This is a genomic window from Brevibacillus composti (genome assembly GCF_016406105.1).
GTDB classification, from domain to species: domain Bacteria; phylum Bacillota; class Bacilli; order Brevibacillales; family Brevibacillaceae; genus Brevibacillus; species Brevibacillus composti.
The window spans coordinates 2,068,980-2,091,441 of the sequence record NZ_CP066308.1 but is presented as its reverse complement, the minus strand read 5'-3'; the positions used below and the strand labels follow the sequence as shown (position 1 = coordinate 2,091,441).

General features: G+C 55.2%; 16 protein-coding genes. 1 reads left to right on the top strand and 15 read right to left on the bottom strand.

Going from position 1 to position 22,462, the window contains the following annotated elements:
• Positions 1-6 precede the first annotated feature (6 nt).
• Positions 7-1,686, top strand: coding sequence for a PucR family transcriptional regulator (locus tag JD108_RS10790; protein WP_198829807.1), 1,680 nt, complete (start codon positions 7-9; stop codon positions 1,684-1,686).
• A 32-nt stretch (positions 1,687-1,718) separates the two neighbouring features.
• Here JD108_RS10790 and JD108_RS10785 read toward each other — a convergent pair whose 3' ends face one another.
• The 15 genes from JD108_RS10785 to JD108_RS10715 form a co-directional block, all read right to left on the bottom strand.
• Positions 1,719-3,968, bottom strand: coding sequence for a S8 family serine peptidase (locus tag JD108_RS10785; protein WP_228728380.1), 2,250 nt, complete (start codon positions 3,966-3,968; stop codon positions 1,719-1,721).
• A 146-nt stretch (positions 3,969-4,114) separates the two neighbouring features.
• Positions 4,115-5,080 carry an ABC transporter ATP-binding protein gene (locus tag JD108_RS10780; protein WP_198829805.1) on the bottom strand — a complete coding sequence of 322 codons (966 nt, stop codon included), beginning with the start codon at positions 5,078-5,080 and terminating at the stop codon, positions 4,115-4,117.
• Positions 5,077-6,060, bottom strand: coding sequence for an ABC transporter ATP-binding protein (locus tag JD108_RS10775; RefSeq protein WP_198829804.1), 984 nt, complete (start codon positions 6,058-6,060; stop codon positions 5,077-5,079). Before JD108_RS10775 ends, JD108_RS10780 begins: the two co-directional genes overlap by 4 nt.
• Positions 6,061-6,072: 12 nt before the next feature.
• Positions 6,073-6,996, bottom strand: a complete 924-nt coding sequence (opp4C, locus tag JD108_RS10770) for an oligopeptide ABC transporter permease (RefSeq protein WP_198829803.1) — start codon at positions 6,994-6,996, stop codon at positions 6,073-6,075.
• 12 nt (positions 6,997-7,008) lie between these two features.
• The gene (locus tag JD108_RS10765; RefSeq protein WP_198829802.1) at positions 7,009-7,977 is read right to left on the bottom strand and encodes an ABC transporter permease; all 969 of its coding nucleotides are present in this window, start codon (positions 7,975-7,977) and stop codon (positions 7,009-7,011) included.
• A gap of 79 nt (positions 7,978-8,056) precedes the next feature.
• Positions 8,057-9,658 carry an ABC transporter substrate-binding protein gene (locus tag JD108_RS10760; protein ID WP_198829801.1) on the bottom strand — a complete coding sequence of 534 codons (1,602 nt, stop codon included), beginning with the start codon at positions 9,656-9,658 and terminating at the stop codon, positions 8,057-8,059.
• A 205-nt stretch (positions 9,659-9,863) separates the two neighbouring features.
• Entirely contained in the window at positions 9,864-12,296 is a 2,433-nt protein-coding gene (locus JD108_RS10755) for an AAA family ATPase (RefSeq protein ID WP_198829800.1), read from the bottom strand.
• Between the two features lie 191 nt (positions 12,297-12,487).
• A complete protein-coding gene (locus tag JD108_RS10750) occupies positions 12,488-12,691 on the bottom strand; it encodes a hypothetical protein (RefSeq protein ID WP_198829799.1) in 204 nt (67 codons plus the stop codon).
• Positions 12,692-12,754: 63 nt separating this feature from the next.
• Complete coding sequence (locus JD108_RS10745) at positions 12,755-13,717, bottom strand: DMT family transporter (RefSeq protein ID WP_198829798.1); 963 nt, start codon at positions 13,715-13,717, stop codon at positions 12,755-12,757.
• Positions 13,717-14,442: a GntR family transcriptional regulator gene (locus tag JD108_RS10740; protein WP_198829797.1), complete on the bottom strand. Its 726-nt coding sequence runs from the start codon at positions 14,440-14,442 to the stop codon at positions 13,717-13,719. Before JD108_RS10740 ends, JD108_RS10745 begins: the two co-directional genes overlap by 1 nt.
• 190 nt (positions 14,443-14,632) lie before the next feature.
• Complete coding sequence (locus JD108_RS10735) at positions 14,633-16,129, bottom strand: malate:quinone oxidoreductase (protein ID WP_198829796.1); 1,497 nt, start codon at positions 16,127-16,129, stop codon at positions 14,633-14,635.
• Positions 16,130-16,602: 473 nt separating this feature from the next.
• Positions 16,603-16,929: a hypothetical protein gene (locus JD108_RS10730; RefSeq protein WP_228728379.1), complete on the bottom strand. Its 327-nt coding sequence runs from the start codon at positions 16,927-16,929 to the stop codon at positions 16,603-16,605.
• Between the two features lie 5 nt (positions 16,930-16,934).
• Complete coding sequence (gene parC / locus JD108_RS10725) at positions 16,935-19,475, bottom strand: DNA topoisomerase IV subunit A (RefSeq protein WP_198829794.1); 2,541 nt, start codon at positions 19,473-19,475, stop codon at positions 16,935-16,937.
• A 2-nt stretch (positions 19,476-19,477) separates the two neighbouring features.
• The gene (locus tag JD108_RS10720; protein ID WP_198829793.1) at positions 19,478-21,439 is read right to left on the bottom strand and encodes a DNA gyrase/topoisomerase IV subunit B; all 1,962 of its coding nucleotides are present in this window, start codon (positions 21,437-21,439) and stop codon (positions 19,478-19,480) included.
• Positions 21,440-21,670: 231 nt separating this feature from the next.
• The gene (locus tag JD108_RS10715; RefSeq protein WP_198829792.1) at positions 21,671-22,417 is read right to left on the bottom strand and encodes a YebC/PmpR family DNA-binding transcriptional regulator; all 747 of its coding nucleotides are present in this window, start codon (positions 22,415-22,417) and stop codon (positions 21,671-21,673) included.
• Between the last annotated feature and the right edge of the window lie 45 nt (positions 22,418-22,462).

Below are 22,462 nucleotides of genomic sequence, written 5' to 3'. Positions count from 1 at the left end.
GCGTAAATGAACAAAGAATGGCGCTTGACCGTGGCAGATGTCGTGAAGCGGCCGCTGTTTCAGCACGCGGTGGTGGTAGCGGGCAGCCGCGGATTATCCCGTGCCGTCCGCTGGGTGCATGTGCTGGAAGCCGCCCATACCGTCCAGTACTTGAACGGCGAAGAGCTGATTCTGTCCACCGGTCTGGGATTTGGCGAGGCAAAGGAAAAACGGCTGGCCTACCTCTCCGAGCTGATATCGCGAAAAGCCGTCGGACTATGTATCGAGCTGGGCGATTATATCCCCTCTGTACCAGAAGATATGCTGGAGCTGGCAAATCATCACGACTTTCCTCTCATCGTCTTTACCAAGCCCGTTCGATTTGTGAATATCACCCAGGATTTGCACGAGCTCTTGATCAATCGCCAGATGCAGGCGCTGCGCAACCTGGAGAGCTACTCCCGCAGCCTGCAGCAGCTCAGTCTGCAGGCACAGGGGATACCCAAGCTCCTGCAGCATTTTCAATCAAACGTGCACACACAAGTGTTCTTCTTTCCGCTAGACGGCCACCCGCTCTATGTGCCGCTCTTGCCGCAGGCGGTGCAAAGCGAGATGTCCAGCCTCATCCGCTCCGTGCTGCCGCAGGCGGGTGAGATGGATGTGCAAAGCGGCGTCATCGCCCTCTCAGACAAAAAGAAGCTGGTCTACCATCCGATCACAGGCATGGGTCATCTGCTCGCCTACGTCGGACTGATCCTGTTCGACCGGGACCCCGATGAATACCTGCTGCTGACCCTCGACTACACCGTCAGCGCCATGGCCCAAATCCTGATGCGCAAGATGTTTGCCGAAGAACAGATGCTCGCCGCAGAAAATCGGCTCTTTGACGATTTGATCGCAAACCGGACGCTCCCCGAAGAGCAGATCCGCTCGCTACTCGGATTGACCGGAAAAGGAAAGACGCCGACGTACCATTCCATGATCCTCTCCCTGCATCGGGGCATGGAGGACGCCTCTTCTCCCCTGCCGCCGCATGAATTGACGGGGGTATTCCGCTCCCTTTTGACCAGGCTGGGATTCCGCCCCTTTATCCGTTGTCTCGGGAACCGTTTTTATCTGCTCTTGATCAGTCCGACCCACCCGAGCGATATCCGAAAAAATCTGGACAAAGCGATGTCGGAGATGAAGCGGGTATGCCGACAGGCCATGGGCCCCGAAACGGAGGTATTCTTTGGCGTCAGCAGACCTGGGGAACAACTGTCGGATGCCGGGAAGCATCTGGCCGAATCTGAGCAGGCGCTCATCTTTCAGCGTGACACCGACAGCCCGTACTTCTCGGAGCTGGGCCTCTTTCGTCTGCTGTTCCACGTCCCGCAGGAGCCGGTTCTCACCCATTTCATCCATGATTATCTCGGTCCGCTCCTCCGCTATGATGCGGAAAACAACACGCAGCTGGTCAAAACGCTGCGGGTCTATCTGGACAATCACCTCTCCAAGCAGGATACTGCGGACAAGCTGTTTATCCACCGGCAAACCCTCTACCACCGTCTGGAAAAAATAGAGGAATGCCTGGGCGTGGAATTGTCTCAGCCAGATAAGCGGCTCTGCCTGGAAATCGCCTTGCGCGCTTACGAGTGGAAGCACGGCATCACGGGCAGCGGCCTGGCAAACGGATTGCATGAAAAAAAGGCGCAACCATCTCGTTAGAAGATGGATGGCGCCTTCTTGTTTGGCCGTACCTATTCGTCCGGGTAATTGACTTCCATGCGATAGGTCGTATCATACCCTTTGTCCAGTTGAATCTTGATCTGGTAAGTCCCCGCATCTGGCAAGGGCAGCGCGATCGTTTTGCCCTTTTTCAATTTGGAGACGACCGCAATCGGCATCCCGCTGTCGTCGTAGAGCGTCAGACTGAGGGTCGCGCCGCCCCTCCAGGTCGTATTTACCCGCAGTCTTCCCTCGCTCTTGGCCTCGATGGTGTGCCAGTCGGATCGATTGACGCTCCTGTCCGTCTCCAGACTGCCTTTCAACACGTGCGACCCTTGCGCTTCCCGGGTGATCTTTCCCGATGTAGCGATGGCGTACGGCTGCGGCCCGTGCGGAATGTTATGAGCCTTTACCCTGACCGTATAGGTGCCCCAGTCCGGTTCTGGAATCCATACCTGCTCGACATTGTTCAGATTGTCTACCTCATCGTCGTACGGGTAGCGGAAAAAGTCGTTGCCGTTGTACGTCTGCCCGTCCGGTGCGGTGACCGTCAGATTCAGGTCGTTTACCAGCGCGCGATTCGCAGCGAGCGAAGGCGGATGATCGGTCCAGGCCAGCGTAATGGCAAGCGGCTTGGAGCGGTCCTTTACCTCCACCGTATAGGTCGCTCCCTCGCCGGTCAGGAGTCCTTCTTTTTCATCGACAAAATCGGTCTCGATGGCAGCGCGCAGATTGGCCCGTCCAAAGCCCTGCATGCGCATGTCCTCGTCCAGGTCGTCTGCGCCGCTGATCAGCATCGCTTTGATCAATGCCGCGCTGGGATCGTCGTAGTCCAGATCTTCCCGGAGAAATTGCCGGATCTGCGCCACGCCGCCGGCGAGCAGCGGCGTCGCCATGCTTGTCCCGCTGTTGTACGCGTACTCATCGTCCAGCACCTGAAGATAGGCGTCCTCGTCGGGCACCAAGGAACGCGCTGACAGGATATAGCTGCCCGGCGCCACGAGATCGGGCTTCAAGCGTCCGTCAATCGTCGGACCCCTGCTGCTGAAATCAGCGACTGCATCAGGATCGTCCGCTTCCTCGCCGCCTATGCGGGGGCGATCATTCTCGGTAGCGCCCACCGCAATCACATTTTTGGCTGTCGCCGGGCTGCCGATCGTTTCGTACCCTTCGTAGCCCGCATTTCCAGCGGCAACCAGCGCTGTCATGTCCTTGTGTTCCCACAGGAACTGATCGAATAGATAGGAATCCAGCCCGTAATCGCCAAAATCGTCCGCCCCCCAGGAATTGGAATGGATCCGGGCTCCGTCCTCATAGGCTTGGCTCATAATCTCCCGCGGGTCGCCTACCAGCTCCCCCTCTTCGTTCATCATGGAGTGGAATACCAGCTTGGCTTCGGGTGCGGTTCCTTGGTAGCGACCGCGCGATGCCTTGCCGGTACCGAGCGCCGACGCCGTTACATGCGTCCCGTGGCCATCGAGATCGCTGGCGTCGCCTTTGCGGCCGATCGCATACAGGCTCAGGACCTGGCCGGCCAAATCGGGATGGATGTCCTCCGCGTCCCCTCTGTCCAGTCCGCTGTCGGCGATGCCGATGATTTGTCCCCGCCCGGTGTAACCGGTCCGCTCCAGTTCGTCCGCCTTTATGATATCCGCTGCCCGGTCATTATGCAGCTTCCTTTTGCTCACCGGCAGCACGGCGATCACGTCCTCGGACTGGATCACTTCTTCCAGCCCTTGTCCGCTGATCCTGGCGACCGAAATATGTTTTGCTATTTTCAGCGGTTCCACATCGCCGCTCAGCTCGTCCTTGGCGATTCGACTGACGGTCCGGCGCATGTCTACCCGTTTGTCAAAACCGACAACAGCTACCTCGACCTCTCTGTTGGTGCCGAGTGACTTGCGAAGCTGTGGCGCTACCTTGGACACCGGGTAGAAAGGGACGATGTCCTTCACAAAGTCCAGACGCTTTACCTTCCTCAGATCGCCCCGGTCCGGCAATTTTGCCACAAATGAATAATCAGGCAAATAATCGCCCAGTTTGATCCCGAAGGATTCGACTTCATCCTTCCATTCCTGTTGGATCGGACCCTCGAAGCGAATGACGTAGAGGCTCGTCTGGCCCGACCGCTTCGCTTGGGCTTTCAGCGACAGCTCTTCGCTGGCTTCGATTTCCAGGTCGCCTTTTCTCTCTCCGTAATGCTTGGCCCCCGCCTGATATTGACCAGCTGCCAGGGACAGCATGATCGTCGCAGACAGAGCGGCAATCCACTTCTTTCTCAATGAAAAATCCCCCTCGTTTCTGTGTGGAATAACCATGTTCATTATAGCAGTGGATTGTTAGATATTGGTGAAGTTTTTTGAAAGATTTTCCTTTTTGGAATCGAGGGTTCATTGAGATCATGGCACCAATCGTGTCATGCATTCGTTCAGACCAGATGACAAGCCACAAAGTGGTTATTCCCCGCATCGCGGTATTCGGGCACCTGTTGACCGCAGATTTCCGCAGCCATCGGGCAACGGGTATGAAATTTGCATCCGCTGGGCGGGTTTGCCGGGCTGGGAATGTCGCCCTTCAGCAGGATGCGCTCCCGGACTGCCGTCGGATCCGGGATCGGCACAGCGGACAAGAGAGCTTTTGTGTAAGGGTGCAGCGGGTTTTGAAAAAGCTCTTCCCGCGAGGCCATTTCTACGATCGAGCCGAGGTACATGACGGCCACGGACGTGCATATATGTTCCACGACGCTCAGGTCGTGGGAGATGAACAGGTAGGTCAGATTGGACTCTTGCTGCAAGTCGGACAAGAGATTGATGATCTGGGCCTGGATCGAGACATCCAGCGCGGAGACGGGTTCATCCAGCACGATAAAATCCGGCTGCAGGATCAGGGCGCGGGCAATTCCGATGCGTTGCCGCTGCCCTCCGGAAAACTCGTGCGGATACCGGTCGTAGTGGTAGGGAGCCAGTCCGCAGATGCGGAGCACCTCCATCACGCGCTCGCGAATCTCTTTGGGCGAGCAGAGCCCGTGGTCGACGACCGCTTCGCCGATCGATTCGCCCACCTTCACCCGCGGATTCAGCGAACTGAACGGATCCTGAAAAACGAGCTGCATCTTCGGCCGCAGGCTGCGCAATTCCTTTTTGCCGAGCTGATGAATATCCTGCCCTTTGTACAGGACGGTGCCGTCGGTCTTGTCGTACAGCCGAATGATCGTCCGTCCAACCGTGCTCTTGCCGCAGCCCGATTCGCCGACCAGCCCCAGCGTCTCTCCGCGAATGATGGTAAAGCTGATCTGGTCCACAGCCTTCACATGACCGATCGTTCTCTTCAATACACCGGTGCGGATCGGAAAATACTTTTTCAGGTCTTTCACTTCCAGGATGACGTCACTCATCTCGCTCCCTCGCCTTCGTACAGCCAGCATGCCACTTTCCTGTCTGCGCCGTCCGCCATGAGCCGCGGCTGCTTGACCGTGCAGATGTCCATCCGGTGCTCGCAGCGTTCGCTGTAGTGGCAATTCTCACCGAGTCCGATCGGATTGGGAACCTGGCCGGGTATCGTAAACAAGCGCTCCTTGCGTTGACCGATGATCGGTTTGGCGAGCAGCAATCCCTTGGTATACGGATGGCGCGGATTTTTGAAGATTTCGACCACGGGACCTTGCTCGATGACTCTCCCCGCATACATCACGATCACGTAATCCGCCATCTCCGCAACGACTCCCAAATCGTGCGTGATCAGCATCAGCGACATGTTTCGCTCCCTTTTCAAGGTCCGCAAGAGATCGAGTATCTGCGCCTGAATCGTCACGTCGAGCGCAGTGGTCGGCTCGTCGGCAATCAGCAGTTTCGGGTCGCAGCAAAGCGAAATGGCAATCATGATCCGCTGCCTCATCCCCCCGCTCAATTCATGAGGGTAGCTGTCGATAATGTCGCTGGCACGGGAAATTCCCACTTGCTCAATCAACTGGATTGCCTTTTTCCTCGCTTCCTGTTTGGAGAGAAATTTATGTTCCATCAATGGTTCCATGATCTGGTCCCCCACCGTCAAGACGGGGTTCAGCGAAGTCATCGGCTCCTGGAAAATCATCGCGATCTCATTGCCGCGGATCATCCGCATCTCCGACTCCCTCAGCTTCAGCAGATCGCGTCCCTCAAACCAGATTTCGCCGCTTTCGATCTTACCCGGAGGCGAAGCGATCAAGCGCATCATCGACAGGGCCGTGATGCTTTTGCCGCAGCCCGATTCGCCGACGATGCAGACGGTTTCGCCGGAGCGGATCGAAAAACTGACGTCATTGACAGCCTGGACCACGCCAGCCTCTGTATAAAAATAGGTGCGCAAATTGCGAAAATCTACGAGTGTCTCTGCCATATCCAGCTTCTCCTATCTTTTCTGTTTGGGATCGAGAGCGTCGCGCAAGCCATCCCCGATAAAGTTGATGGAAACGACCGTCAGCAGAATACATATCCCGGGGGGAAGCCACAGCCAGGGTCTGTTCTGGAAATCAATCATATTGTTGGCGGCCGAGATCATCTGTCCCCACGACGGTGTTGGCGGCACTACGCCCAGCCCCAGAAAGCTCAGGGTGGATTCGAGCAGGATGGCGTTGGCCACACCCAGCGTCGCCGCCACGATGATGATCGGGACGGTATTGGGCAGCAAATGTCTGAATATTTTCCGTCTGTCGCGCAAGCCGAGGACTTCATTCGCCAGCATGAACTCCCGCTCTTTGAGACTGAGCACCTGACTGCGTACCAGACGGGAAAGACTCATCCAGGCGATCATCCCGACGATAAACATCACGAGATAGATCCGCTTGTCCGGCGGGAACTTCAAATCAGACAGAATCGCCCCGATCGCCACCAAAATAGGCAAAGTGGGGATCGCGTAGAGGATATCGGCAAAGCGCATGATGAGCGCATCGACGAAGCCTCCGTAGTAGCCTGCGACGGACCCCAGCGTGCCGCCGATGATGACGATGATCGAGGCGGCGACGAGCCCCACGAGAAGAGACACTCTGCCCGCTTCCATCGTCCTGAGCAGAACATCCCGTCCCAGTTTGTCTGTCCCCAGCCAATGCTCGGCACTGGGGGGCTGGTTCGCATTGCGGACGGAAATTTTGGCATCGGCATGCGGGGAAAAGAAAGGACCGACGAATGAGAACAAGAACATCAACGCCAGGACGATGAAGCCTGTCACGGCCATTTTGTTCCGGAACAAACGGCGAAACGCACTTCTCCAAGGGGAGTCAGAAACGACTTTTGTTTTCTGAACAGGTATTTGAATATCTGCGAGATTCTGGCTCACATTGTATCCCCCCTATCGATTCCGCACGCGCGGGTCGGCTACCCCGTAGAGCAGATCCGCCACGATATTGGCGACGATCGTCAGCACGACCAGCAGCATCGTAAAGCCCATGAGCAGCGGGTAATCACGCAGAAAAATGCCGTCCAGCACCACGCGGCCAATCCCCGGCCAGTTGAATATCTTCTCCGTGATAATGGCGCCGGAAAACAGTCCGGGAATCTCCAGCGCAAACAGGGTAATCAGCGGCAGCAGAGCGTTGCGGAGGGCATGCTTGAAAATCACAACCCGCTCCTTTAACCCCTTGGCGCGCGCCGTCCTCACATAGTCCTGTCTGATCACTTCCAGCATATTGGTGCGGACATAGCGGGTTACCGAGCCGATATTCAGCATGGTCAGGACAATCACCGGAAGCGCGAGATGCTTGGCTACATCCCAGAGGTCTGCCCAACCGGACAGCGTGCTCCCCGTACTGCGCATCCCCCCGAGAGGAAAGATCTGATAGTCGACCGCGAGAAATTTGAGCATCAGCAAGCCGAGAAAGAAGGACGGGAACGACATGGCGATAAAGACCAGGAGCGTCACCCCCGAATCGAACAGCGAATACTGTTTCAGCGCGGCGAAAATGCCGACCACGGAAGCGATCGTCCACTGGATAATCAGCACGATGATGGCGATCAAAAACGAGTTCCACATAAACGTCTCGATGACGCTCGTCACCGGCTGCCGATGAAGCACCGATTCGCCAAAATTGCCTGTCACCAGATTGCCCATCCAGGTCAGATACTGCTTGTAGAGCGGTTGGTCCAGTCCGTGCAAAGCCCTGATCTCATCGATCCTCTCCTGCGTCATATTGGGATCGGCTCCTGACATGGAAGTGACAAAATCGCCGGGAGCCAGGGTAAAGACGAGAAAAACGAGAATCGATGCACCGATGAGGGTCGGGATGCTTTGCAAGAGTCTCCGGATAAGCAGCTGCTTCATGTTTTCCTCCCCTTTTATACAAGCAATATGCTCAGCCTGTCGCCGAGCATATTGCCGATCGATGCGTTATGCAAAATCGTTAGTTAATTTGTACGCCATGAAGCGTTTCAGAGAAGTATTTATACGGAGAAATCACGAAACCGGAAAGTCTGGCGCTGATGGTATTCAGATTGTAGCGCTGGTACATGAAGATAACCGGCACATCGTCGTTCAGGATTTGATAGACTTCCTGGTAAATTGCCTTTCGTTTGGATTGGTCAAACTCTTTCAGGCCCTCCATGATCAATTCGTCCACCTTGGGATTGGAGTACCCGTCCTTGTTGGATCCGCCATTGGTGTGGAACAGGCTGTACGGATCGGGGTCCACACTCAGGCCGACCGCGAGAAACGCCATCTCGTGCTCGCCTTTGTTGCGCTTTTCTACGACAGCGTTAAACTCCAGCTGCTCCGGAATAAACTCGATGCCCAATTCTTTGTAGTTCTCCACCGCAATCGGAATCAAGGCATCGTTCACCTCGTTTGGCGTAGAGGCGGAGAATTGAATGGTGAATTTTTTCCCATCCTTGTAGCGATAGCCGTCGCTCTCCAGTTTCCAACCGGCTTCATCGAGCAGCTGCTTTGCTTTTTCCAGGTTGTATTCGTATTTGGTAATCTTCGATTCATCCGGATAGCTCCAGGAGAGCTTGGACTGCGGCACGTCGATCACATTGGCGTAGCCTTGCGAATAGGCGTAGACCACTTCTTCCCGGTTCAGACCGTACATCAGCGCCTGTCTGACCCGTTTATCCTGAAATTTCGGATTTTTGTGATTAACGGCGATGTAGCCGTACCCGTTGTTGAGCAGCATGTCGAGATCGACGAAGCCGAGCTCTTTTAACGCTTCCACGTTGTCCGCGTTGACGGAGATGCTCGAGTCGAAGTCGGTGACGCCCGTCTTCAAGCTCTGAATCTGCGTTTCTTGCGTCGTGGTTTTGAAAATCAGGTTTTTAACCTTGGGGGCCCCTTTCCAGTAGTTCTCATTGGCGACGAGGCGCACTTCCTGTCCGGGAATGTATTCTTTCAGGATGTAAGGGCCGCTGCCTACCGGCTTTTGATGCAGGCTCTTGATGTAGTCCAGTTTCCCTTTGGCAAAATCCTTGCCGTAAATATGCTTCGGCAGGACAAAGATATTGGCGCCAATTTCAATCAGCGTGGTGGCATTGGCCTCTTCGACCTCTACCTGCAGGGTGTGCTGATCGATCACCTTTACCCCTTCGATGCTGGTGGCGTCCCCTTTTTTGTATGCTTCTCCGCCCTTGATTTTGGCCAGCGAGAGATTGGAGCGGCCGTCATAGGTCGGATCCAGCAGCACATGGTAGGCAAAAGCAACGTCCTCTGCCGTTACAGGCTTTCCATCCGAGAACGTTGCCCGCTTGTCGATGTGGAAGGTGTAGGTCAGGCCATCATTGGAAATCTCCCACTTCTCCGCCAGACCGGGAATAAGAGAGGCATCCTTGTCTACGGACACGAGGCGTTCGATCATGGATTCTATGACATAACGGTCATAGGCACTGTTATAGAACCAGTAGTTGAATATGCCTTGCGGGTCTGTAATCCCAAGTACCATCGTGTCGGTCCGGGTCTTTGCCGCTTCCGGCACTTTGGATGGATCTGTCGCCTTTATATAACCGAGCTCGGGCATCTCGTTTTGTTCCTCTGGAGTTGTATTTTGCTCGGTCTGGTTCGGCTGGGCTTGTATATTGTCATTTATAAAGAAAATCTTTTTTTGATAAAGATTTATGGATAAAAAGAAAACATCCCACTGAATCAATCAGCGGGACGTTTGGTCTAATATTGAACAGCGGAGGCAGTCATTTCGACTCAGTCAAGCCGAAGTCACGCCGAAGTCACGCATTCTCCTCGTTTGCCGTATGACGCTTTTCGGGCTGCTCATCGGCGGACAAGTCTGCGAACAGCGGTGCAAAGTCCTCCCACTCCAGGCTGCTGAGCTGCTCCCGGCTCCAAGCGGAAGGAGGCTGGGACGTCAAGCGGATAGCCTGGTTTTGCATCGCCTCCTGCAGCAGATTCTGGACGAGGCGTCCATTTCCATGTAAGAGGTGCCGGATGGCGGCCTTGCGCAGAGAGAGGCGGAGCTGTGCTTCTGCCTGTCCGCCCAAGATATACCCATGCTTTTGGAGCGCGTGGATGAGCATCAGCAGCAATTCATCGGCCGTGTAGTCAGGAAAATAAATATACTTTTTAAAACGGGAAGAAAGTCCCGGATTGCTTGCCATAAATCTGCTCATTTCCGCCGGGTAACCCGCGAGGACGACGACCAGATTTTCTCCATGCCTGGTCATCTCTTCCACGAGCGTATGGATCGCCTCTTGGCCGAAATCCCGCTCGCCTCCTTCGGCGAGCGCGTACGCTTCATCGATGAACAGGACGCCGCCCAAGGCTTCTTGTATTTTGCGCCGGGTGAGCGCGGCCGTCTGCCCGACATATCCAGCCACCAGATCTGCCCGTCCCACCGACACCAGATGTCCCCTTTTGAGATAGCCGATCTCTTTTAACAAGGCAGCGTACAAGCCGGCCACCGTGGTTTTGCCGGTACCCGGATTTCCCGTGAAGACGGCATGCAGCTCAATCGGAACAGCGGGCAGGCCCAGCTCGTTTCGCCTCCGCTGCACGGAGACAAACGCCGCGATTTTTTCCAGCTCGGTCTTTACCTCTTCCAGCCCGATCATCTCGGCTAGCTGCTGCTTTGCACTTCGAGACTCCTCCGCCTTTTGTCTCGGCAGGACATCCTCGGGAGACAGGAGGGTGAAGTCATGCCAGTGAAGTTCAGTCTGGTCGTCCAGCTCTCTGCCCTTGGCAAAGATGGCATCCAACACGATATTTTGCACGGTGCGGGCATTGCCAAAGGTGTGATCCACCTGTGCCTGTTCAATTCTCGCTCGCAAGGCATAGCGGGCTTGCGGCGTCAAGGCGAAATCATTGCGTGCGGCTACCTGCTCCGCGATCTGCAGCAGCTCATCTGCCTGGTAGTCCGGCAGCAGAAAATGTCCAGTTTCCGGAAAACGGCTGCGAAGTCCGGGATTGGCGTACAAAAACTGTCTCATCTCCTCGGGATAGCCCGCCAGCATAACCACAAACCGGCCCGCATACTCCCCGCCCGTCATCGCCGCCACCAACGTATCGATGGCCGCTTGGCCGTAATCCGCTCCAGAGCTGTCTGCCCGCTTCAAGCTATAGGCCTCGTCGATGAACAGGACGCCTCCCTCGGCGCGCCGAACAGCCTCCATTACTTTCTGCTCGGTTTGTCCGACGTAGGCTCCGACCAGATGGGAGCGGTCCACTTCCACTACTTCGCCCCGCTCCAGAAAGCCCAGCTCGTGATAGAGCCGCGCGATCAGCCGTGCCAGCGTCGTTTTTCCTGTGCCGGGGTTCCCCATCAGCACCAGGTGCAGCGGCAGCTGGTCGCGCATCTGCCAGCCTTTTTCCTCTCGCAATTGGCGATAGCGGAGGAATTTGGCGAGAGAACGGACGCGCTCCTTGATCTCCTCCAACCCGATCAGCGACTCCAGTTCATCCAGAGCCGAGAGGGAACCTGCCGGCTTTTCTCCCTCCTCGCCTCTCTCGTACTCATCCGCAAAAAGCTGCTCTATTTGCTCTTGCTGGACTTGCAATGTGCGGATTGCATCCTGGAGAGACGCCAGAGATTCTACCGAGTAAAACATCCCGTGCAGAGACTCGGCATATTCGCGAGCCCGATCCAGCAGCTCCCGGATCAGGATGGCTCTGTTTCGATACAATTCCTCCAGCGCCGCCATTTTCTCCGCTTGGGCCGATGCGCCGGCCGATTCCGCCGCCTCTTTTGCGGCAGCCGCCAGTCTTTGCCACTGGGCAAGTCCCCGCTCTTCCTGCTCGCCTGCCAGCTGCAGCAGCTCCAAATTTTTCCGGCGGCTCACAGCATTGTCCGTTTCGCGGATGAGTGGGTAATCTTGGCTGAACCGATGCTCTTTCAGCCGTTTTTCATACAAGCGCAGCAGCCATCCCCGCGCCAGTGCCAAGGCCGGATCCAGCGTGATCGCCCGGTTTAGCCACTCCTCGGCTAGCGTATGCCCGCCCGGCTTTTCCATTCTTTTGGCGGCAAGCAGGGTCAGAATGAGCGCCTCCGCCTCATCCATCGCATTCGGATTTTCTGTTTTGCGTCCGTCCTCAATCGATTGAAGCAGGGCAAACAGCTCCCCTTCGCTTACTTCCGCGATCACAGGAGGCTGCTCTCTCCATGCTCGAATGATTGTCCATCTATCCGTTCCATGTGTTTGTTGCTGCATGCAAGGTCCCTCTCCTATCCGTTCTTCCAGCATTCCATCCTGTTTTATCATATTTCGGAGTGGAAGAAAAGACAGGTTTGCTGCCAAAGTTTCATCCTTTGATTTTATTCGCACCATTCATTGGTACAGATGATGACAATAGAGAAGGACAGCCCTCTTGAGTAGAGCGGCTGCCCTGTTCGTTCCGCCTGTTACAGCTGGATATTCCCCATTTCCACGTCTGCCTGAAAATGGGCTTTTGCAGCTGGGAATACCTCTTCTTCCGTCTCAGCCGCAATTTTGAACATGGTGATCAGCTTGTCGCCGCTGCGCACCTGCACATTGTATTGAGCGTCGCCGTCATAGGTTGTGGCGAACTGATACTCTCTCCCGTTTACTTCCATGTATTGTTCCATCCTCGACACACCTCCCGCTATAGTGTGTCACTTTTTGCTTGCTGCCATGTATCGCCCAAGCCGTCACGCGCCTGTTTCGCGGCTCGGCCCGATGCTTGGGCCGGAGACTGACGGACGCGGCCGGCTCCCTGGGCTGAGAGTAACCGTGCAGACCCCTGCGATAACCATGCAGATGCCGACTCCCTGGATCCAGGTCATCTGCGCGCCGTACAACAGCACAGCGATCCAGCAGGCATTGATCGGCACCAGATTCATATAGATGCTGGCCTTGCTGGCACCGAGATGATGGACGCCCTGATTCCAGAGAAAGAAAGCCAGCACCGTCGCAAACAGCGTCATGTAGGCCATCTCTGCCCAGGCTTGGGCCGACAAATGGGGAACCTGCCGCCAACCATCTTCAAACAGCGACCAGAAAATCAGAAAAAATGAGCCGATTGCCGTCGTGACCGTGGTCGTAAGCAGCGGAGAGACGCCTTTCATGACGACTTTCCCCAGCAATCCATAGAGCACCCAGCAGAAGAGAGCGGCCAGAAACAACAGATCACCGGCATTCAGCGTAAACGAAGCCAGCGTCTCCCATGAACCGTTGATGATGACGAGAACCACGCCCGACAGGGAGAGCAGCAAGCCGAGGCCCAGCTTTCGGTTCCAGGCTTCCTTTAGGAACAAGACGGCTCCCAGCGTGATAAATACAGGGGAATTGGCCATAATCAGCGACCCGTTGATCGCCGAGGTATAGGACAGTCCGTAAAAGAAAAAGGCGTTGTACGCAAAGATGCCGGTCACGGCCATCAGGATGAGGCCGCGCCAGCGCTTCCGCAGCTCTGCCAGCTGCCATTCGCCCCTCAGCTGCGTGATGAAAATGAGCAGCAGGCTGGCCGCGCCAAACCGAAGCGCGGCGGCGGTAATGGGAGGAATCTCGGAAATCACATGCTGGGCAGCGCCAAACGCTCCGCCCCAAAAGAGGGGTACCGCGAACATCCAGACATACATGCCATAGCCCTTATTCATACGCCTATCCGTCATCACGCAGGATCTCCTTCTGTCTTCGGCTTCGTATCGGCAAACGTCTTTCTATCGCTTTGCACCAGGATCTGGTAAACCTCCCGCATGGGGCGGAGCCAATTTTCTTTCATGATCGCGGCCGCTTCCTGCGCCTCGCCTCTCTCCATCGCCTGAATCAATCGCTCATGCTCCTGGACGGACTCGGCTTTGATCCGGATCGGCTGCTGAAAGAAGAGGTATTTCATGCGCATGACATGCAGCTGAAGCAAGGAGGAAAACTGCGTGATGTAGGGATTGTCTGCGATTTCCAGAATAACGTCGTGAAACTGCTCATCTTTTTCCATCGCGGCAAACAGCTGTGCATCGGCGATGGCCGCACGGTAGCTCTCATTGAGTTCGCGCAGTTTCCGGATATGCGCGGCTGTGACATTAGGCGTAGCTTCCTCCGCTGCCAGCGCCTGCAGGGAGGCAAGCGGCGGATAGATTTTTGGCACATCTTCTTTGGTCAGCGTCGTCACGATGGTCTGGCGGCCAGGATACATCTCGACGAAGCCTTGCGACTGAAGCAGCTGCAGCGCTTCTCTGACCGGTGTGCGACTGATGCCGAGCGCATCCGAGAGCTCGGCATCGTACAGTTTTTCGCCGGGCTCCAGTGTGCCATCGATAATCCACCGCTGGATCTGTTGGAATGCCTTTTCTTTGGCCGACATGCGAACCGGCGACTGAAAATTCTTTGGGATGGGCATCTGATAGAACCACCTTTCTAAGTTGTCAGAAATATATCGCATACAGAGAAACATTGTCAAGATGCCGTCCGATGCCCATTCTTATGTAGAGATTGATCCCTCAAGAAAATGGAAGACACAGCAAAGCGGCCTTCGGACCCCTGGTTAGATCAGGATCGAAAAGGCCGCTTTTTTTCTTTTGTGCGGTGTTCTAGACGAGGACCAGTTCACTGCTCAGACCAAGCGTCCGGGCCGTGGAAGTTTGAATATCGTCCAGAAGTTCCGGATGATTCAAAAGTGACAAGCCATAGGAAGGGATCATTTCTTTGATTTTCGGTTCCCACGCTTGCAAATGTTCAGGGAAGCATCTGCTGATCACGTCAAGCATGACGGAAACGGCTGTAGACGCACCCGGCGAAGCGCCGAGCAGCGCGGCGATCGAGCCGTCCGCGGCACTGATGACTTCCGTACCAAACTGAAGCGTCCCTTTCCCGGCAGGAGTATCTTTGATTACCTGCACGCGTTGGCCCGCTACCACGATATCCCAATCCTCGCTTTTGGCGTTGGGGATAAACTCGCGCAATTCTTCCATGCGTTGGTCTTTCGACAGCATCACTTGCTGGATCAGGTACTTCGTCAAAGGAACGTTTTTGGCGCCTGCCGCCAGCATCGTGGTCACATTATCGGGTTTGACGGAGCATAACAAATCGAACATGGATCCGGTTTTTAAAAACTTGGGCGAGAAACCGGCAAACGGTCCAAAGAGCAGCATTTTTTTATTGTCGATAAAACGGGTGTCCAGATGCGGGACAGACATCGGCGGAGCGCCAACCTTGGCTTTTCCGTATACTTTTGCATGATGCTGCTCAATGACATCCGGATTGTTGCACACCATAAAGAGGCCGCTTACCGGGAAACCGCCAATATGCTTCCCTTCCGGAATGCCGGATTTTTGGAGCAACAGCAGGCTTCCTCCACCGCCGCCGATAAAGACGAATTTTGCCGAATGGCGTTCGACGGCACCGCTGTCTACGTTCCGCACTTTCAACTCCCACACGCCGTCGCTCGTCCGTTTCAGATCATCCACTTGATGTTTGTAGTGGATATCGACGCCTTTACGCTGCAGGTGGTCAAACAACATGCGTGTCAACGCGCCAAAGTTGACATCCGTACCCGAATCGATTTTTGTTGCCGCAATCGGTTCGTTCACGATACGGTCCTTCATAATAAGCGGAATCCATTCCATCAATTTTTTCGGATCATCGGAGAATTCCATCCCTTGAAACAGAGGGTTGGCGGACAGCGCTTCAAACCGTTTTTTCAAGAACGAAACATTTTGCTCTCCTTGCACAAAACTCAAATGAGGCAATGGTCTGATAAAGTCTTCGGGATTGCGGATCAGATTGCTGTTGACCAGGTACGACCAAAATTGCTTGGAGACCTGATACTCCTCATTAATTTTCAGCGCTTTGCTAATATCTACGGAGCCGTCCGGTTTTTCGACGGTGTAGTTAAGCTCGCACAATGCTGCATGCCCCGTACCGGCATTATTCCATTCGTTCGAACTTTCCTCTCCTGCGTTTGCGAGCTTCTCAAAAACTGTAATGTTCCAGTCCGGTACTAATTCTTTCAGCAGCGTTCCCAAAGTCGCACTCATAATTCCTGCACCAATTAAGATAACGTCTGTTTTGGATTGTCTGATGCTCATTTTTACCGTCCTACCTCGCTATTTAAAGAAAAGGTGCAGACGCTCCCATTGGCTTCACAATTAAGTCAGGGTGCGATTTCGCTACACACCTTTTCCGTTATAATAATAACCCTATATAGTGTAACACTATTATTTATAGATTAAAATATTAGGGATCAATTAAAAGCCGGTAATTTTCTGTAATAACATATGGTTGCGATGAGAAAGACGTTCACAAGCCTTGGGAATGCGCCTTCTCCCAAATGAACCCATTCTTTCCCCGTTCAGCAGCATCCCGCAGTAATTTATTTTCTAAAAATTATTTATATTTCATAAACTTTTGTTGCTGGAGAAACAGAAAATCCCTCCGGCATCAAACACCGGAGGGATGGTTGTCAAACTCGATTTCGATAGATCGAAACTGCCAAATATCAGCTGGGCACCGGCTCCGTGATAGAGTGATCGATCTTATCGGAGCGGCCTGCCCGGTTTTGCTACACCGGAGAGAACCGGGAAAGCACCGTCGATTGCCGCAGCTCGCTGCCGTCTGGAAAGCGGATGACGAGCGTGCCTTCCCCGTCGCTCTCCCCCGCCTCCCAACGGAAGCCAAAAGTCCGCGTCTCTCCTTCGGCCCCTTCCGGATACGCTGCCAGCATTCGGTTCACCGTCTCCGGCAAAATCGGAACGGCCACGCGCTGACCCTGTTCATCCGGGATGGACAGGAGCTTGGGGCTATCGGCAAAATACTGGACGGTATCCGCCAATAGAGATACCTGCAGACCCGTCAACTCTGACGCAAACGATTCAAACGTGACTCCCATCGCGATCAATCCTCTTCCTCTGATGAATCTTCAAACAAACTCGGCTGCACCAGTTCGTCTGCCGGAGCGGCCGACGGGTCCGCCTGTCCTTTGGGCTCGGCAGTCTGACCTTCTTCCTCGCCCGGCAACACGGTCTCGTACGCGACGCTGCGCACTTCCCCTTCTACCGCTGTTCTGCCGATGCCGCCCTGGTCCGTGATGCCGATCTGTTCGGTCTGTAGCTGCACCCACTCCTGTTTCCCCGTGTAGACATAGAGCGTCTCTTCGATGGCCAGCGCGACCAGCTGATGCGGATGTGTCTTCCGCTTGCGGATCAGCTGTACGCCCTTGCCTGCTCTGCCTTGCAGGGGTATGTCCGCGATGTGGGTCCGCTTGAGCACGCCTTCTGCCGTCAAAATGCTGAATGCCCGGGTGTCTTCTTCCTCCACAGGCTTCACGCCGACCACCGCATCGCCCGCCGAAAGCGAGATCGCCTTCACCCCGCTGGAGGCTCTGCCGGTCGGGCTCACTTCGCTCTTCAGGAAGCGGATGCCCATCCCGTCCTGCGTGACGACGAGAAACGCGCCTGCTTCGTCGGTCGCAAATGCTGCGACGTACTCATCCTCTTCCGACTTGAGCTTGGCCGCCACCAGAGCGCCGGAGCGGTTGGTCTCGTATTCGCTGAGCACGGTCTTTTTCACCAGGCCCATGCGGCTCATGTGGACGATTGTCAGAGGCTGCTGGAAATTCTCCACAATCGCAAAGCCTACGATCCGCTGGTGTTTTTCCAGCGGGATGACATTGACGAGAGCCGAACCGATGTCTTTCCACTTGTCATCCGGGATGGCGTGGACGAGTGTCGCAAAATACTTGCCGTCCTGGGTAAAAAAGAGGGCCGTATGCGACGTGTTGGTTTCGATAAAGTAGCGTACCCGGTCTCCCTCTTTTACCCCGCAGGTCTCGATCGTGCCGCCCATCGATTTGAACGAGCGCGGGCTGGTGCGCTTGATATAGCCCTCATTGGTCAAGGTGACGATGCAGTCTTCCGCATTGATCTGCATGGCGATGTCGACCTTGATTTCCTCGATCTCCCCTTGGATTTCCGTCAGGCGGGGCTCGGCATACTTTTTCTTGATCTCGCTGAGCTCGGCGGTAATCACCTGGATCAGCTTCTTCTCACTCGCGAGAATCGCGCTCAGCTCCGCAATCTCCTTGGCCAGCGCCTCCAGCTCTTTTTCCAGCTTGACGATGTCGAGGCGGGTCAGAGACGCGAGCTGAATGCTCAGAATCGCATCGGCCTGCGGGTCGGTGAACCCGTATTTTTCCATGATGTTCTTCTTGGCATCGGCCCGATCCTCCGAGTCCATGATCGTCTCGACGACCTGACGCAGGATGGATTTCGCCCGAATCAGCCCTTCTACCACATGCTCGCGCTTTTGTTTGCGGTCCAGATCGTACTGGGAGCGCCTCGTCACGACGTCCTTCTGGTGATCGATGTAGGCCGCGAGCAGCTGCTTCAGCCCCATTTGGCGGATGGTGCCCTCGTGGATCACGTTCATGTTGTAATTGTAGTAAATTTGCAAATCGGTGTTTTTGTACAGGTAATTGAGAATGGCCGTCTCATCGGCATCCTTTTTGATGTCGACGACGATGCGTACCTTCTTCTGCTCCGCTTCTTTGCGCCCGGTTTCGTCTCGGACGGCCAGGGCTCCTTCGATTTTCCGCTCCATCACCAGCTCGTCGATCTGCGCCACCAGCTTGGATTTGACCACATCGTACGGAATTTCGGAGATGACGATTTTCTTTACCTTGGCGCCCTTGGGCTCTTCGATATGCGTTCTCCCGCGGATGATAAATTGGCCGCGGCCCGTCTCGAAGGCCTTGCGGATCCCCGATAACCCTTGGACGATGCCGCCGGTGGGAAAGTCCGGCCCCTGGACATAATTCATCAGCTCGTCCAGGCTGATTTCCGGCTTTTTCATCATGGCGACGGTCGCGTCGATGACCTCCCCCAGGTTGTGTGTGGGAATATCTGTCGCAAATCCGACGGCAATCCCGGAGGCCCCGTTTACCAGGAGGTTGGGAAAACGGGAAGGCAGGACAGCCGGCTGCTCGGCCGAGTTATCGTAGTTGGGGATAAAGGTAACCGTGTCCTTTTCGATGTCGCGCAGCATTTCATTGGCCAGCGCGGACAAGCGGGATTCCGTATAGCGCATGGCCGCCGGCGGATCTGCATCGAGACTCCCGAAGTTGCCGTGCCCTTGGATCAAGGTCTGGCGCATTTTCCACCATTGGGCCATGCGAACCATCGTTTCGTAGATGGCGCTATCCCCGTGCGGATGGTAGGTCCCCATCACGTACCCCACGGTTTTTGCCGATTTCCGGTACGGCTTGTCATGGGTATTGCCTTCCTGGTACATGGCGTACAAAATGCGCCGCTGCACAGGCTTTAAGCCGTCGCGCGCATCGGGGATCGCCCGGGACAGGATGACCAGATTGGCATAGTCGCCGAATCGCTTGCCCATGATTTCCGCAAAGCTTTGTTCAATAATTTGATTGGACAGCATGCTTACTCATCCTCCCCCACTTCAAAGGTGACGTGACTCTCGATCCACTCTCGGCGGGGTGGAACCTTGTCTCCCATCAGGACGGTCACCAGTTTTTCGCAGTGGGCAAGGTCTTGCAGTTCGACTTTGATCAGCTTGCGGGTCTCCGGATTCATCGTCGTCTCCCAGAGCTGATCGGGATTCATCTCGCCCAATCCCTTGTAGCGCTGCACCTCTGCGCCGCGTCCGATCTTCTTCAGCGCCTGCTCCAGCTCATAGTCATTCCAGCAATAGATGCTCTCAGACTGTTTGCCGCGGCTCTCTTTTTTCACCTGATACAGCGGCGGCTGGGCGATGTAGAGGCGGCCGGAGGCGATCAGCGGCTGCATGTACCGGAAGAAAAAGGTGAGCAGCAGCGTCTGGATATGCGATCCGTCCACATCCGCGTCCGACATGATGATGATCTTGTCAAAAGCGCAGTTGTCGATGGAAAAATCCTCGCCGATGTCCGTCTCCAGCACTTCCAGAATGGTGCGGAACTCTTCGTTGGACAGGACATCGGAGAGCTTTGCTTTTTCTGTATTCAGCGGCTTCCCGCGGAGGCCAAAGATCGCCTGAAACTCGGAGTTGCGCGCTTGTTTGGCGGAACCGCCGGCGGAATCCCCTTCCACCAGGAACAGTTCGTTGCGGCGGGGGTCCTTGTATTGGGGCGGCGTGAACTTCTCCGAGATGGACTTGCGCTTCTTGGCGTTTTTGCTTTTCTTGTCGCCGCGCAGGGCTTCCTTCTGTTTGCGCAGCTCTTCCCGGATCTCGGCGGAGCGGATGGCCTTGTCAACCAGCAGCTTTCCGGTCTCCGGATTCTCTTCGAGGAAAAAGCCCAGCTTTTCCGAGACGATCTGCTCGACAATCGTCCGCGCTTCCTCATTGCCCAGCTTGTCCTTCGTCTGCGATTCAAACTGGACGTCTGCCATTTGCAGGGAGAGCACCCCGAGGAACCCCTCGCGCAGATCATTGCCCGTCAGATTGGCGTCTTTCTCCTTCAGATAGCCTTTTTTCCGGGCAAACTCGTTGAAAACCCGGGTGGTTCCGTTGCGGAAACCGGTGACATGCGTACCGCCATCCGTCGTGGGGATGGAGTTCACATAGGAGACCAGCGTTTCGGTATAGCCGTCGTTGTATTGAAAGGCGAGCTCGACGTACACATTGTCTTTCTCCCCTTCAAAGTAAACCACCGGGTGGAGCGTATTTTTGCCCTCATTCAGATAGGTGACATAAGACTTGAGGCCGTCTTCGAAGTAAAACTCTTCTTGCTTTTTCTCCGGGCCCCGTTCGTCAATCAGCACCATCCGCAGTTTTTTCAGGAGAAACGCCGTTTCGCGAAATCTGTCGCGAATCGTTTCGTAATCAAAGCGGGCGGAACCAAATATGGCTTCGTCCGGGAGAAAGCGGACAGTCGTCCCGGTCCGCTTCGTCTTCCCGACCACGTCCAGCCCCGTGACAGGCTTTCCGACATGCTCATTGCCTGCCTCATCGACGACGTAGGCGAACCGCTGCCGGTGAATCTGGCCGTCGCGGTGAATCTCCACTTCCAGCCACTCGGACAGCGCCACGACGACACTGGAGCCGACTCCGTGCAAACCGCCGCTCTTCTTGTATCCGCCGCCGCCGAATTTGCCTCCGGCATGCAGTGTGGTGAAAATGACTTCCGGCACGGGTCTGCCCGTTTTATGCAGACCGGTCGGGATTCCCCGGCCGTGGTCGACTACGCTGACACTGCCGTCTTTATGTAAGGTGACGATGATCGTATCGTTGAATCCGGCCAATGCCTCGTCCTTGGCATTGTCCACGATTTCCCACAGGAGATGGTGCAGCCCGCGGCTTCCCGTAGACCCAATGTACATCCCCGGCCGCTTGCGTACAGCGATCAACCCTTCTAGCACCTGAATATCGTCTTCGGTATATCGGAGTGTATCTGTTTCCTTCAATCGCTTTCTCCCCTCTGCTTCTTTCCCTTTCGGCTGAGACGCCGCACCCACCTCTTCCCGGCGTGCGCGAGCAACCGAAAAAAGCGAACACTTAATCGCTATTGTACCGTATGGAAACCATTGTATTCAATCTTTCCCTCTGTTTCGGGCAGAAAAGTCGTGAACGCCCCCTGGTTTCATGGAAAAGCCATCTCACGAAAAGTGCGAGATGGCTGGTGGTTCCGCATCGTATTACTGGAGCAGCCGCTCCATTTCTTCATCGTCAATCTCATAATTGGCATAGACGTTTTGCACGTCGTCATTTTCCTCGAAGGCTTCCATCATTTTCAGCATTTTGGCTGCGTCATCGCCGCTGATTTTCACGCTGTTCTGCGGCAGCCACTGCAGGGACGCATTGGCAAAGGTGTAGCCCTCCGCCTCCAAGGCGTGCTTGACCTGATCCAGCTCATGCGGATGGGTCAAAATCTCGTAGCTGTCCTCGTGCGTCACCATGTCCTCCGCACCGGCCTCGAGCGCCTGCATCAGGAGCGTGTCCTCGTCGACATCGAATTCTTCACGATCAATCGTGATCACACCTTTGCGGTCAAACATAAAGCTAACCGATCCCGTTTCTCCCAGGTTGCCGCCGCGTTTGTTGAAAATCGCACGGACGTCGGCAGCGGTACGATTACGGTTGTCCGTCAAGCATTCGACGATGACAGCCACGCCGCCAGGTCCGTATCCTTCGTAGCGGATCTCATCATAGTCGTCGGCATTGCCAGCATCGGTTGCCTTTTTGATGGCCCGCTCGATATTGTCCATGGGCATGCTGATGGCCCGGGCATTGGCAATAATGGCTTTCAGCTTCAAATTGGCGTTCGGATCAGGGCCGCCTTTTTTCGCCTCTACATAAATCTGTCTGGCAAATTTGACAAACTGATTGTTCTTCTTCTGGTCCGCTGCGCCTTTTTTCGCTGCAAATAATTTAAACTTGGGCATCACAAACTCTCCTCGTCACTGCGGAAATACCACTTTCTAGTCTAG

What these genes read in the sequence shown, in the direction of transcription:
- JD108_RS10730 (WP_228728379.1), bottom strand. Translation starts at nt 16,929, where the DNA reads ATGGGAGTCACGTTTGAATCGTTTGCGTCAGAGTTGACGGGTCTGCAG.
- JD108_RS10775 (WP_198829804.1), bottom strand. Translation starts at nt 6,060, where the DNA reads ATGGCAGAGACACTCGTAGATTTTCGCAATTTGCGCACCTATTTTTAT.
- JD108_RS10735 (WP_198829796.1), bottom strand. Translation starts at nt 16,129, where the DNA reads ATGAGCATCAGACAATCCAAAACAGACGTTATCTTAATTGGTGCAGGA.
- parC (WP_198829794.1), bottom strand. Translation starts at nt 19,475, where the DNA reads ATGCTGTCCAATCAAATTATTGAACAAAGCTTTGCGGAAATCATGGGC.
- JD108_RS10780 (WP_198829805.1), bottom strand. Translation starts at nt 5,080, where the DNA reads ATGAGTGACGTCATCCTGGAAGTGAAAGACCTGAAAAAGTATTTTCCG.
- JD108_RS10715 (WP_198829792.1), bottom strand. Translation starts at nt 22,417, where the DNA reads ATGCCCAAGTTTAAATTATTTGCAGCGAAAAAAGGCGCAGCGGACCAG.
- JD108_RS10760 (WP_198829801.1), bottom strand. Translation starts at nt 9,658, where the DNA reads ATGCCCGAGCTCGGTTATATAAAGGCGACAGATCCATCCAAAGTGCCG.
- JD108_RS10750 (WP_198829799.1), bottom strand. Translation starts at nt 12,691, where the DNA reads ATGGAACAATACATGGAAGTAAACGGGAGAGAGTATCAGTTCGCCACA.
- JD108_RS10765 (WP_198829802.1), bottom strand. Translation starts at nt 7,977, where the DNA reads ATGAAGCAGCTGCTTATCCGGAGACTCTTGCAAAGCATCCCGACCCTC.
- JD108_RS10790 (WP_198829807.1), top strand. Translation starts at nt 7, where the DNA reads ATGAACAAAGAATGGCGCTTGACCGTGGCAGATGTCGTGAAGCGGCCG.
- JD108_RS10755 (WP_198829800.1), bottom strand. Translation starts at nt 12,296, where the DNA reads ATGCAGCAACAAACACATGGAACGGATAGATGGACAATCATTCGAGCA.
- JD108_RS10745 (WP_198829798.1), bottom strand. Translation starts at nt 13,717, where the DNA reads ATGACGGATAGGCGTATGAATAAGGGCTATGGCATGTATGTCTGGATG.
- JD108_RS10740 (WP_198829797.1), bottom strand. Translation starts at nt 14,442, where the DNA reads ATGCCCATCCCAAAGAATTTTCAGTCGCCGGTTCGCATGTCGGCCAAA.